The organism is Flectobacillus major DSM 103 (assembly GCF_000427405.1).
Lineage (GTDB): Bacteria > Bacteroidota > Bacteroidia > Cytophagales > Spirosomataceae > Flectobacillus > Flectobacillus major.
The window spans coordinates 4,642,562-4,655,991 of the sequence record NZ_KE386491.1 but is presented as its reverse complement, the minus strand read 5'-3'; the positions used below and the strand labels follow the sequence as shown (position 1 = coordinate 4,655,991).

Annotated in this window: 14 protein-coding genes; 2 read left to right on the top strand and 12 right to left on the bottom strand. The window is 37.1% G+C overall.

Annotated elements, in window-relative coordinates:
- Positions 1-61 precede the first annotated feature (61 nt).
- The 5 genes from FLEMA_RS73885 to FLEMA_RS73865 form a co-directional block, all read right to left on the bottom strand.
- Positions 62-442, bottom strand: a complete 381-nt coding sequence (locus FLEMA_RS73885) for a hypothetical protein (protein WP_144080153.1) — start codon at positions 440-442, stop codon at positions 62-64.
- A gap of 30 nt (positions 443-472) precedes the next feature.
- Positions 473-883, bottom strand: a complete 411-nt coding sequence (locus tag FLEMA_RS73880) for a hypothetical protein (protein WP_044173473.1) — start codon at positions 881-883, stop codon at positions 473-475.
- A gap of 170 nt (positions 884-1,053) precedes the next feature.
- Positions 1,054-1,461: a hypothetical protein gene (locus FLEMA_RS73875; protein ID WP_044173471.1), complete on the bottom strand. Its 408-nt coding sequence runs from the start codon at positions 1,459-1,461 to the stop codon at positions 1,054-1,056.
- A gap of 130 nt (positions 1,462-1,591) precedes the next feature.
- Positions 1,592-3,091 (bottom strand): L,D-transpeptidase scaffold domain-containing protein, encoded by a 1,500-nt coding sequence (locus FLEMA_RS76310; RefSeq protein ID WP_052354255.1) that lies wholly within the window; start codon positions 3,089-3,091, stop codon positions 1,592-1,594.
- 171 nt (positions 3,092-3,262) lie between these two features.
- Complete coding sequence (locus FLEMA_RS73865; RefSeq protein ID WP_044173469.1) at positions 3,263-3,556, bottom strand: thioredoxin family protein; 294 nt, start codon at positions 3,554-3,556, stop codon at positions 3,263-3,265.
- Between the two features lie 200 nt (positions 3,557-3,756).
- On the opposite strand from FLEMA_RS73865, the gene FLEMA_RS0152695 reads away from it, so the two are divergent.
- Positions 3,757-4,590, top strand: a complete 834-nt coding sequence (locus tag FLEMA_RS0152695; protein ID WP_044173467.1) for a universal stress protein — start codon at positions 3,757-3,759, stop codon at positions 4,588-4,590.
- Between the two features lie 166 nt (positions 4,591-4,756).
- Here the strand turns inward: FLEMA_RS0152695 and FLEMA_RS73860 are convergent, their stop codons facing one another.
- The 7 genes from FLEMA_RS73860 to tilS all read right to left on the bottom strand — a co-directional run bounded on the left by FLEMA_RS73860 (position 4,757) and on the right by tilS (position 11,467).
- Positions 4,757-5,596, bottom strand: a complete 840-nt coding sequence (locus FLEMA_RS73860; protein WP_044173464.1) for a universal stress protein — start codon at positions 5,594-5,596, stop codon at positions 4,757-4,759.
- 115 nt (positions 5,597-5,711) lie between these two features.
- Entirely contained in the window at positions 5,712-7,112 is a 1,401-nt protein-coding gene (locus FLEMA_RS73855; RefSeq protein WP_044173461.1) for an MBL fold metallo-hydrolase RNA specificity domain-containing protein, read from the bottom strand.
- A 184-nt stretch (positions 7,113-7,296) separates the two neighbouring features.
- The gene (locus FLEMA_RS73850; RefSeq protein WP_044175207.1) at positions 7,297-8,172 is read right to left on the bottom strand and encodes a TraB/GumN family protein; all 876 of its coding nucleotides are present in this window, start codon (positions 8,170-8,172) and stop codon (positions 7,297-7,299) included.
- Entirely contained in the window at positions 8,165-8,593 is a 429-nt protein-coding gene (locus tag FLEMA_RS73845; protein ID WP_044173459.1) for a hypothetical protein, read from the bottom strand. The genes FLEMA_RS73850 and FLEMA_RS73845 overlap by 8 nt, the downstream gene beginning before the upstream one ends.
- 54 nt (positions 8,594-8,647) lie before the next feature.
- Entirely contained in the window at positions 8,648-9,238 is a 591-nt protein-coding gene (locus tag FLEMA_RS73840) for a hypothetical protein (protein ID WP_044173457.1), read from the bottom strand.
- A gap of 85 nt (positions 9,239-9,323) precedes the next feature.
- On the bottom strand, positions 9,324-9,815 hold the full coding sequence (locus FLEMA_RS73835; RefSeq protein WP_044173455.1) for an RNA polymerase sigma factor: 492 nt from the start codon (positions 9,813-9,815) through the stop codon (positions 9,324-9,326).
- Between the two features lie 323 nt (positions 9,816-10,138).
- On the bottom strand, positions 10,139-11,467 hold the full coding sequence (gene tilS, locus FLEMA_RS73830; protein ID WP_044175205.1) for a tRNA lysidine(34) synthetase TilS: 1,329 nt from the start codon (positions 11,465-11,467) through the stop codon (positions 10,139-10,141).
- Positions 11,468-11,500: 33 nt separating this feature from the next.
- On the opposite strand from tilS, the gene FLEMA_RS0152500 reads away from it, so the two are divergent.
- Entirely contained in the window at positions 11,501-13,213 is a 1,713-nt protein-coding gene (locus FLEMA_RS0152500) for an OstA-like protein (RefSeq protein WP_229359518.1), read from the top strand.
- The last annotated feature ends 217 nt before the right edge of the window (positions 13,214-13,430 follow it).

Below are 13,430 nucleotides of genomic sequence, written 5' to 3'. Positions count from 1 at the left end.
GGAAGCCATTCAAATCTATCTCTAAACCACTTGTTATTTCTTCTTCAGTACACCATTATCATCATAGCACTTTAGTCAAAAACTTATACAATTCGTGCTTATGAATGGTAAAATCCTTTTCGAGGGTTTCAAACGCCGAGCGTCGTCGCTCATGAATCATCGCTACTTTTTGGTCAAACAAAAAAGCTTTTCCTTGTGCATATTCAGCAAATTCAGCTTCTTGATGAAGAATTCCAATAGCAAGATCTTCTATTTCTTGTTCTGCTTTGGTAAAAAGTGTCAGGTAATGATTGGCTTGTAGAGTCACCTCACTATTGGTATTTCTATCCAAAACCTCCCGTAAAGTTTTTACAAAAAACTTTATCTCATCGGCGTAAAACGTCAAAGACTCAGCCCACTTGGTATTTTCGTGATGGCATAATTCAAATTTCATCGTTTCCATAGCCTTAGATTATTGGTAAACTAAATCGTTTTAATCCATAATATGTGTCATAAACTCATAGAAATCATGCTTAGTTGTCAGAAAATCGCGCTCTAAAGCATGGTACCTAATTCTAAAATTACGATGTTTCAAAAAGTGTTCTTCCCCTAATTGAAAATCCTTTTGCTGACTTTCAAGGCCAAACAAAAACTCCTCATGTTCTATTGCTTTCAATAATTCGAGGGTTTCTAAACGTTGCTGTCCAAGTCGCTCTTCCAGCACAATCCATTCATCTTGTAATACTTTCGACAAATTGAGGGCTTGGAGGCGTTCGAGCCAGCTATCGAAATATTGAATTTCCTCTTTAAAAAACACTAAACTTGATAACCATTGTTGGTTTTCTCGATGATACAGTTGAAATTTCAACGAACCTTCCGCTTGTATGTATTGAGCAGTTTGCATGTCTTTTATGTTTTTTACTAATTCAAAGTTCCTTTTTTTCTTTGATACTTGTTATAACATTCATCATAACAACAACTGATAAAAATCAAATCTTATGAGGTTGATGAAAAACGGTTTTCTATAGCAAGAAAACCGTTCTATACCCCAAACTAACAAGTAAAAATTTTGGCTTAAAGTGCTTTGCACAAAAAGCGATATAAACGATGTTTTGTATCTAAAAAGGTTTTTTCAGTCTCTTGAAAACGTTCTCTAATGCCCACATGGCGGCTATAAATTTCTTCGCCCAACAAAAAGTCTTTGCCTGTAGCGTCGTCGTCAAAACCCCACTCCTCCTCAATAATCGACTGTGTTACACCTTCGATAGTGCTTTGTAGGTTGCTAAGCTCACGTTCAAAAATAAATATTTCATTACTTATTTCTAAGCTTGTATTCTTTTCTTTTACGTTGCTCAATAGGCCAGAGAAATACGTAATTTCATCTTTATAAAAACTTAAAGACGTTAACCAAGTACTATTTTCACGATGGTAAAATTGATATTTGAAAGTACGGTCAACTTCGAGGTTGGTGGTAGTTGTCATCTTATTGGTTTTCTTATGTTAAAATGTTTTGTTATAAGCTCTGTAAATCAATTGATTACTCTACAAAGGTATATGGTTGTTGTAAGTTCAAACAGGATGAATATCAGCTAAAATCATGACTTTTGTTGCCCTACAAATCTTTTTGATAGATATCATCATAAATCACCAAACTCCCAAATTCGTCGACATCGACAGTAATGTAAGTAATAAACAATTTGGTGGGTTTATCCACATCAAGGGCCGTTGAACTCACATTGGTATCAAATCGCTTTTGAACAAATTCGTCTACCAAATTGCGGTCTTGAAACAAAATAGTAGCCAATTCATAAGGTTTTTCTATCCGAATACAAGCATTGCTCAAATAGCGTTTATTTTTCCGAAATAAGTCTTTTCGATTGGTATCGTGCAAATACAAAGGATAAGGGCTTTTGAAATCGAATTTGACAATTCCTAATGAGTTATCACAACCTGCCACTTGCCTTACCGAATAAGGAAATTTCGTTTTGGATAGCTCTGCCCAGTTTACGGTACTAGGTTCTATCACTTCTCCTTTGGTGCTTAATAACTGATAACCATTATTTTCAAAAAAAGTAGGGTCTCGCTGTTGTACAGGCAACAGCTCGTTGATGGCCATATCTTGAGGTACATAAAAGTAAGGGAAAAAGGTAATCTGGTCGATTTGTGTACAAAGGGTTGGTGTGGGTGTGGCGGGTTTTCCGACCACCGTTTTCATCCGAATTAGCAAGCTGTCACGGTCGTACATCGACAACGATGCCGAAGGAATATTAATCATGATATACCGCTGATTATCAAGGCAATTTAGTACTCTCCAACGGTTCAGATTGATAATCAGTTGTTTTCTTAAACGGCTGAGTGGAATAGACAATTTGCCCATTGTGGCAGGCCCCAAAATACCATCTGGCACCAAGTCGTACAAAGATTGATAGCCTTTAAGGGCATTCAAGACTATTCCTTCTCGTTGTTTTTCGGCCAAATCTACATTAGGCAAAAAACCCAGATACATTAGTTTTCTGATGAGTTCTTGGTTTTCAGCGAGGTTTTTTGTGTAGAAAATAGCTGGCTCACGAAAGTCGTCTTTTTCTAAAAATTGATTCAACCTTACCAACAGCTTTTGGGTAGATTGATACCCATACGACTGTGGTTGCAAATAAGACAGCACATCCAACACGCTTCCTGTCTGGTAAGTATTGGCCAATACCAACGGCGGGGTCAAACAATGATTCTGATAGCCCAAGCCATTGTACGATAAATCTATATTTCCTATACCATTGGCAATATCACGATAAAAAGACAGCATGGCATGCGTAAGCACTACTTCGTATTCAAGGGTAGGGTAGCTTTGCCCTGTCAGATAAGCAAAATGGTAATTATCTTTGTTGAGTCCATAATCAGAAGCCTTGATTAGTACCGACAAAAACTCATCTTTATAATGATTGTTGGTTTCTTGCCAAGCCTGTTGATAATTGATTTTTTCATAGAAATACCTAATATCTTCGGGGTTTTCGATTTGCCATTGTTCTGCAAAAGTTTTGTCAGAACAAAGCCGATTGACAAGCGTTTTGAGCGTTTCGTTGGGCTGTTTCTCTGTTTGCCCATTTACAGAAAACACCGTCGGTAGTAATACTATAAGCCATAGTATCGACGCAACAAAAGTTTGTTTGCGTAGTAAGGAGTATCTCAACAACATTATTGATATAGAGTTTAGTAGGCTTTTATTTTGATAATATGAGGGTTTGGCTTTTGTACACACACTACAAAACCCAAACCTTGTACTTTCCCTTTAAATAAAGGCTTCGTTGTTGATAGGTTCTATCAAAGCTAAATTATTTTTTATTAGCTCTATGGATGTACCGCCGCTGTGTCGCCAACATTCTTTCCCATTCTTCAAAATCAAGAATGTCGGAATTTGTACTACCTTAAAAGTTTTTGCTACCTCTGGATTATTCTTCACATTTACAGAAAGGTAGCTGGCAATGCTTGGGCTGTCTTTCTTCAATTGTTCAAAAACGTCCAGCCCATCTTTTTGCGATTCATAGAATAGCATCAAGACTGGTATTTGTACGTGATTTGCCATAACATAATTATTTTATTTATCCCCTGTTTTATCAGCAAAGATGATAGTTATTGAAGGCTATCAGAATGAGTTTAGCAGGTCAAAAGCATGACTTTAATCAGTTGACTTATTGCTGATTAAAGTCAGAAAAAGGTATGAGCAGACTCACCTATCAAGTGTGTTTTTTCAGCCACCTTTGATTACATAAAACTTTGGAAACCATGAAAATAATCCTTCTGCCTACCGACTTTAGTGCCAATGCCAAACACGCCGCCAACTTTGCTGTATCATTGGCCGAGCTTATCAATGCCAAAATTGTCATACTTCATGCGTATGCTCCACCTGTATCTACCACTCCGTTTGTGATTCCTTTACCACAACAAGGACTTATGCAGGAAGCCCTCGAAGAAACCAAAGATGCCTTGGAAGAATTTAAGCAATTTGTGACCCAACAAACCTCTGCCGAAATTGAAACCAAACTGGTATTTGGCAATGCCGTAGATAATATTATAGAAGCTACCGAAAAACTAGAAGTGGATTTTGTTGTAATAGGAAGTATTGGTACGGGGGGTATTTTGTCTAATATTTTTGGGTCTACTGCCCTGAGTGTTGTCCAGAAAGCACAAATACCTGTATGGGTAGTACCACAAAATGCCAAAATTCAAAATATCAAAAATGTATTATATACCACCGATTTGGAAGGTGATGAAATAAGCTGTATCAATAAATTGATAAAAATTAGCGAACTACTGGGTATCGAGCAAACCAAAGCCGTACACGTCAAAGAGTATTTAACACCCGAGGTATTCCCGTCTAGCGACATTATTGCTATGCTAGAAGAAGAGTATCAGGGCGAACGTATTGTGTTCAGGAATTTGCACCGAGACGATACCATTACGGGTATAGATACCTATATCAAAAATCAAAAACCCGATGCGGTGGTGGTTGCCCAACGCCCCAAAGGATTGCTAGAAAGGCTTTTTCGTGAAAGTGTTTTGAAACACTTAACTCTTACCAGTCAAATTCCGTTGTTGGTTTTACAGAAAAAATATTGATTATAACAAACATGGTTGACGAAGTTTTCGTCAACCATGTTTGTTATAATCAATATTTCGGCTTTTGTTATAGCCCACAGAGATAGACATAGCTGAAAAGGTATAAAAAAACATCAGTTATAAACCGATGCTTTTTTTGTGGCTCTCTATCTACTAATTGTTTAGCCTAAATATGGGTAATAAACACGGGAACTTTCAAGTTTTTCAGCAACTCTTCGGAGGCACTTTTATGCAATAGTCTGGATAAAACATTACGTCCATACGCTCCCATTACCACAATAGAAGTTCGGTGCGTATTGATATAATCGGCTAATTGTTCGCCCGCATTTCCATGAGGTAAAATCTCGAAAGAAACACGTTCGGCCTGCTTTTTGATAAAGTCTGTAAAAGCTTCTTGTTTGGGGATAGCCAAAGAATCATCGCTTTCGGCCACCGATACCACCGTAAAGTCATTGTACCTTTTGGCAGGAAACAAGTACAAAAACTGTTTGATAGCAAATACCGACGAAGCCGAACCATCGTAAGTCAAGGTAATGTGATGAATCGGGTCGGGGTCTTCGGGTACAATCATAACGGGACATTCTGTACCTTTCAGCAATTCTTTGATAAATCTATTATTGGCTTTTTCTTTGTCTTCTGTAAAAGATACTTCACCCCCAACCACAATAATATCGGCAAATCTACTTTCTTGGACGAGGTCATAATCAGGAATACCCATATCTTTTACCACTTCGTAATGTGGATAAAACTCTTTACAATACCATTCAAATTGCTGTATGCTTTGGTCGAGTTGCTCTTCTTCTTCCTTAGCCAATTTTAACATTGGGCTAATATCAAAATAAGGCTGCCCTTCCAAAATCGTAGCAGATGCTCCGTAGCGATAATACAAATCATGTAAAAATACCCCCGTAATAACTGAACCACTATCTTTGGCCAATTGGATGGCATAATTTACAGCTCCTTTAGAAAAGTTCATCCCATCGAATGCGACTATCACTTTTTTCATAATAGATTATTGTTTAGGTTTAATCAATACCCAAAGCTACGCCTTTCGGCCATCCATTAAAATGATGATAATCACACCATTACAAAACAGTAATTATATAAATCTATGAGAAATATCAGATATTAAATACCTGATGCTGAGCAGGAATATATACTTCGTTGAAGCCCTTTTTTATGAGTTTTCTTTTAAAATGTTCTTGTACTTGGGGTTCGCCATGTACCACAAAAAACTGCTGTACTTGCTTGGGGTCTTGGCAAGCCAAAAACTGTGAAATATCTTCATAATCGGCATGAGCCGACAAGCTTTTGATTTCGGCAATGGTGGCATTTACACGGTATTCTTCCCCAAATATTTTCACTACGTCGGGTCTTAATTTTAGGCGGCCACCCAGCGAATTGGGTTCACAATACCCTGCCAGTAAAATTGTGTTTTTGGGATTTTGAATATTGTTGGCTATATGGTGTTTGACACGCCCTGCTTCGGCCATCCCCGACGCCGAAATAATGATACATGACTCTTTTTTCTGGTTGAGTTCTTGCGATACTTCCTTTTCGGTAATATATCGTAGCGTCGGAAAATCAAAAGGATTTTCGTCTCGTTCCATATACCTAAGTAACTTTTTGTTAAAACATTCGGGGTGATTGTAGGTGATTCGGGTGGCTTCGGTAGAAAGTGGGCTATCGACATATACATTGAGGGCCGGAATCGTTGCACTTTCAATAAGCCGATTCAACATGTACACTAGCTCTTGGGTACGCCCTACACTAAAGGCTGGAATGATAAGTTTGCCGTCTTGCTCAACACAGGTTTTATAAATCAGTTTTATGACCTCCGTTTCCGAAATCTGCACCTCATCGTGTAGCGAATCGCCATAGGTGGATTCACAAATAATCACATCGGCTTGCGGAAATTCGGCCGGTGATTTGAGAATTGCATCGTTATAACGGCCTATATCGCCCGAAAACGTGATTCTTTTTATTTCATCGTCTTCTTTGATACGAAGATTGACTACGGCCGCACCCAAAATATGACCTGCTTCGGTAAATTTCAACTGAATATCATCGGTTATTTGAATCCATTCATCTAGGTCGACAGTCGTAAAACGCATCAAACAGCACATTACGTCGTGGGTATCGTAGAGTGGGCTAATAGCCGATTTATTTTGGTCTCGACGCTTTTTGTTCAAAAATTTAGCATCTGATTCCTGAATATGAGCTGAGTCGAGCAATAGAATTTGGGCTAAATCTTTGGTAGGGTTAGTACAATATATTTTGCCTTTGTATCCTTCCTTTACCAGCTTCGGAATCAATCCCGAGTGGTCGATATGGGCGTGCGACAATACCATATAGTCTATTTCGGCAGGTACAAAGCCCCATTCTTTGTTCAAGCTCTCGGTTTCGACACCACGCCCCTGAAACATACCACAGTCGAGTAATAGCTTTTTGCCATTTTTGAGCGTAATCAAATGTTTACTTCCTGTAACCGTTTGAGCAGCTCCGTGAAATGAGATTTTCATAGCCTTTTTTGAAGTAAATATAAGGGCTTACTTCAAAAAGCATCCTTTTCATAATCAATAAAAAACATGACAATGATTAATATATTTCTATTTTTTCTTTATTAAGAACTATTTCTCTGTATATATTTTATAAAAGTCATGATTCTTCTGATCATTTCACAATCGGATAATTGTCAAGCTAAGCTTATCTCAGAGCTTTTACCGAAAACCCTTGTTTCTTTAGCAGTGCTATTAGCCCTTGTGTACCGCCCAAATGTCCTGCACCAACAGCAATAAACGTTGGCTTTTCCCGAACTACTTTGGTTATTCTAGGTATCCAATTGAGGTTACGAGTAATTAATAAATTTTGCTCAAATTCTTTATTCATCGAAGACGAACTTAATAGATCATTGTGTAAAGCTTCCACATCCTGTTTTTTGTAATCCTGAAGCATCCGCTGAAACTCGGACTTATTGTTTTGCCAATCATCTACCATTTTCACCAACATTAAGTCGGCTTGTTCTGCGTAACTCAATTTATCCAGTGCATCAAACTGCTCTTGTACTGTTTCTAAGCCCAATAATTCCTTTTTTTGTTTTTGAGCCATTGATGTAAACGTAGACTCATAGCTTTGTATTGGACATCCTAGTAGCTTGGGAATTGTCATTGAGCTGAGAACAAAAGGCTTCATTTTGGGAATTTTATCAATGTTTATCTGCATCGAATCTTTAAAAAACTTAGCTACTTTGGTATAGTTGCTAGCCGATAAAATACTTGTTAAGGTAACACCATCTTGCATAAACATTCTTTTTTGCATTTCTACCATCATCGACGGGTCGTCCATGTCTAATTCAAGATATACTTGTTGACTCTGTTCAAATTTCTGTTTGGCCACATCCGACAGCATAAAATCCTGTGAACAAATAGCGTGAATCGTACCATACAAATACGACGGCTGTGTTAGTCCATTGCCTGATATTTCCCAAAGCAATGAATTAGAGGCTTTTTGTGCATAAATTTTGGTTAACAATAACGAGCTGATTACTAAACCTAAACAGAGAAATTTTACAGAATTAATCATGATTTTTAACATTATTAAGTGATACATAATAGAACACAAAAGCAACCAAAAAACCAATAGGTAAACCCATCCAATAGCTTTTGATAATCCAACCTAGCACTGCCCCAAACACCAAACCTACCAATAAATAAACCGAAGCCTGTGCATCGGGGTCAAACTTATAGTGTATCACGGTATGATTTCTGAGAGCCAAATAATGTTTATCGAACAAGCTGCTATCGGCCGAAGGTGTAGCCGGAATAGCCTCGATGGTTTGGCGAATCAAGCCCATTGTTTCTTTTTTAATAGACTGATTCAGAATCGATTGATTCACTTTATTAATAACTTTAAACAACTGTACAATTTTATACTTTTTCTTTTCAGTATTAGAAAAATGTTCGGATTTACTGGTCAAAAGACCTTTGAGCATATCAATATTCATGGTATTTAAGGGCAACAGTTACATAAAAACACAAAGGTAATTAGTAAACCGACGTTATCCTTGTTCGTCCAATTCTTCAAGTAATATTTGTAGCCTATCAAGGTGCTTGCCGTACAATTTACGAATATAGCTTTTTACAAAAAAATAGACAAAAGGCAAACCTATCAGGGCAATGATACTTGCTATTTTCAGGCCGTTTACTAAGGTGTGCAAACCATAATAAGCCCCTAAAAAAAAGGAGATTGGCGTTAGCAGTAAGTTGACATAGTAATAAAGTTTGATAAACTGCTTGAACTGAAGTATCAGGTTTTGAAGTGATACTTTCAACGATAAATCCGACTGACCAAAAGCATTAAGTTTTTTTAATACACCATAAAAAGAAAACAACAAAGTTACAATCAGAATCAAGCCAATACCTGCATATAGCCGAAACTGCGACGGTTCGTTTGCTTGAAAAATATAATATCCTAAAAAGGGAATACACACCAGCCCTACCCATATTTCTATCATGATATTCCGTTTGAGCTTGTCCACTATATTGAGTGATTTTTGACGAGCCATTAGCATAATCTGCTCAGCATCAAACGAGGTTTGAGGACTGTTCTGGGCTTGTTGCCAGATATTTTTCAGGTCATCTAATTCCATTTTTTGTTGCTGTAAAATAATTGGATATGTCTGTTTCTCATCGATAATGATAGATTGGATGATTTTGGCAAAATTGTCTACTATTTTAGTTTTTTTTCATCAAAACCCTTAGTTTTTCCCTAATTCTGGTCATCTTGACTCGTACATTATTGATTGTAATACCCATGATTTCGGCAATTTCATCGTTACTTTTTTCTTCAAAATATAACATCAAAATCGCTTTTTCTATATCCGACAACTCGACAATGGCACGATTGAGCAACGCTAACTTTTCTTCTAATTCGGTATCGGGTTCGTTGTCGGCCAATTGCCCACTAAACTCATCTATTGATGTTTGGCTTGGTTTTCGGCTTTCTTTTCTCAGGTCTGAAATCGCCACATTAAGGGCTATTTGATAAATCCATGTCGAAACCTTTGACTCGTGCCTAAACTTTGGAAATGCCCGCCACAATTGTACCACTATTTCCTGAAACAGGTCTTTTTTATCGTCGGGGTCACGACGATACATACCACAAACTTTGTGGACAATACCCTGATGTTCCTTGAGATATGTAGCAAACTGTTTTTCGAGCGTCACTGGCTAGTATTTTTATAATAGGTCGTTATTGTTTTGGTAGAATTACAAGGAACAGCATTTTTATCAAAAAATTATGACAAAGAATCTATTTCTATAACCAACTGCATGACTATATCGAAGCTAGAAGCCTATATTAAAAAAATCCTTATTCCGAGCCGTGTTTCAGAGGTTTTTATTCAGTAACCAATAAAAAATATAGCTTCAGAAAACAAAATCCTCAGCTTACACCGAGGATTTTGCCTAACCTTATTCCCAAGATATTTTAACTTTTGTAAGAAACAAATACATTTACCAATAGGAAAATACTCAGTTATAGATAGCTATTAACTAAAATACTCTATCAACAAAATACGTTCGGTTTTGTCGGTTACCTTAAAGCGGTCGTCTACTCGCTGGCCAACAACCCACATTACCGAACCGTTGGAAGTCAACAAAAAGGTTTCTTTTTTAAGATTTAATGGCACTTTTAAGTCGGTCAAAAAATCACTTATTAATTTCTTTTTGTTCATTCCTAATGGGCAAAACCAGTCGCCTTCTTTGTATTTACGCAATTGTAACGGAAAACGCACCTTATCGGCATCCAAACAAGCATATTTTTTGGCCACAGGGACTTTGTAACCTTCGGGTTTGTCAAAAGCCTGAAATACCAACTGGAAATTTTCGGTATTTGCTTTTGTTGCACCAGCTTCTATCACCAAACTTTCAAATACCTTGAGATTTTTGGGCGTAATCACCAGCTCGGTACGGTCTTTGACCAACTCGTGTGTTGGTGAAAGAAAGCTACGTCCTGGTTCTTTATCAAAAGCACCAAAAATTTCTTGACATTGCTGATAAGTAAAATGAAAAGGTTTTAGTAATTCGGCCAGTTTAATGACAGGCTGCGAAAGGGTTTGGATAGCCTTATAATTCACAAACTGCACACGGCCATCCGACCACACAATTTGCTTGCGGAGGAGTTCTATTTCTTGGTAAAAAATTTCTTCTACCGCCTGAATCCGCTCGACAGTCTGCTGAATGGTTTGCTCCAAATTTGGGTTAATCTGTTTGAGCAAAGGCACAACCTCATTACGAATCAAATTACGTTGGTATTTATTAGATTCGTTAGAAGAATCTTCACGCCAAATAATTTGGTTTTCAACAACATAATCAAATATTTCTTCTTTTTCGGCAAACCAAATCGGGCGGATAATAGCACCATTTTTAATTTGAATACCATGCAAACCCGCAATACCAGTTCCTTTGGTTAGATTCAACAAAACGGTTTCTAAAACGTCATTTTGGTGATGTGCCGTTGCAATATAATCGTATCCGTGTTCGGCTCTGAGCTTTTCAAACCACTGATAACGCAACAAACGAGCCGCCATTTGAATAGAAATCTTCTCATTTTCAGCAAATTCGGCTGTTTGAAAAGTCGTTACAAAAAAAGGTACTTTGTATTTGATAGACAACTTTTTTACAAAAGTTTCGTCTTCATTGGACTCCTCTCCTCTTAGTCCAAAATTACAGTGTGCAATAGCAAAATCTAATTTGGCTTTGCTAAATAAATCACACATTACAACTGAGTCCATTCCGCCGCTTACAGCCAAGATAACTTTATCGGAAGAATTAATCAGATTTTGTTTGTTAATAAACGTTAAAAACTCGTCAAGCATGGTTTTATTGGCTAATTTTGTAGCACTAAAATTATGCGACAAAGTTACTCTAAAATAAAGCAAATCGGGACAAATATCCGTAGGATAAAACAAATCGTAGCAAAGAAATCTAAACTTGCCTCCGATTCGTATGTCTTCTTGGGTGCATTCTTTATAATGTACACCTTACTTGGTAGCCATTCGGTACTGGCTCAAAATCAGGTAGAAATCATCAAAGCAGACAGTTTGGTTGGGCAAAATCAGCCTTTTATGCAGGTAAAAAAACTACTTGGAAATGTTGCTCTACGACAAGGCACTACCCTTTTGTACTGTACACAGGCTGTTTTGAACGAAACTACCAATATTTTGGAAGCTTATGGCAAAGTAAAAATTGTACAAGCCGATACAGTAACCATTACAGGCGATACCGCTTATTATTTTGGGAACAATCGCTTGGCCAAAATGAACGGACGTGTCAAACTCGACGACGGTACGATTATTTTAACAACCAAAAAATTAGATTACGACCTCAACAGCCATCTTGCTTTTTATAATACCAATGGCAAGATTATTGATAAAAAAAGTACCCTAACTAGCCGAGAAGGCTATTATAATACTGTCACCAAGCTTTTCGATTTTAAGTACAATGTTAAGGTGGTTGATAAGGATGGTTCACTAACAGCCGATTCGCTACGGTACAGTAGCTTGTCGAAAGAGGCTTTTTTTATAGCCCCTACCCTTGTTGTAAACAAGCAAGACACCACCTACGCCAACCCAGGTAGCCAATATAATACGGTGAATAAGATTGCCAATTTGAAGGGGCGTTCTACGGTAAAAACTGACGATTATGTCATGACAGCCGATACAATGATTTATGACCCTCCAACCGAAATTGGGGTAGCCAATGGCAATATTGTATTTGTTTCTAAAAAAGATAAAGCCATCCTTACAGGCGAACATGGGCGTTATTCTAAGCGGACAGGTGTTACAAGGGTTTTCGGAAGAGCATTATTGAAAAATATTTTTGAAAACGATACCCTTTTCCTAACAGCCGATACCTTGGTATCGCTGGATAATAAGGAAACAAAAACCAAAAAGTTGTATGCCTATAAAAAGGTATTTATTTATAAAACAGATTTGTCGGCACGGTGCGACTCGCTGAGCTATAATGTATCTGATTCGACAATTTATTTTTATCAGAAACCAATTCTGTGGAACAACAAGAATCAATCTGAGGCCGATTCTATCAATGTTTTGTTGAAAAACAACAAAATTCATTTAATGAATATGAAAGGTAAATCTTTCGTGATTTCGGTAGATACCCTTACCAACTTTAACCAAGTAAAAGGGCGAAAAATTGTTGTTAATTTCAATAACGATGCCAAGCTTGAAAAAGTAAGCGTAGATGGCAATGGCGAGAGTATCTATTTTGCTATTGATGAAAAAAATACCCTTACAGGTATGAATAGGGTGCAGTGTAGCAAAATGAATATGCTTTTTGCCAAAAATAAAATTGCAAGAATTGCTTTTTTGGGCAAGCCCGATGGCAAATTTATGCCTCCCAAAGAACTCAAAGAAGACGACAAAGAATTGGATGGCTTTAAGTGGAAAATCACCGAAAAACCAACCAAAGAAAGTATTTTGAAAAGAGTGGCAGCAGTAATTCCTCCTGAAATTAAACCAACTGCCAAAGACTCTGTCTCAGCAACAAAAAAGGTAGAAACAAGTACAAAAAAACCTTTGGCTAAAAAAATCATTAAAAAATAGGTAAAACTTTCAAATTTGAAATATTTTACTATATTTTTGTCAAAAAGCAAGTTTTCAGATTTATTGTGTAAAACTGAAAAAAAAATTCAAAATGAAGCAACCTTTTGTCATGTTTTAGAGTCTTTATATAAAAGTTCGCATGATTATTGCTGTTAATTAGTACAAGCTAAGTTGAGCATATAAATTTATCTGACCTACTTAGGCTTTTCGATTCAAT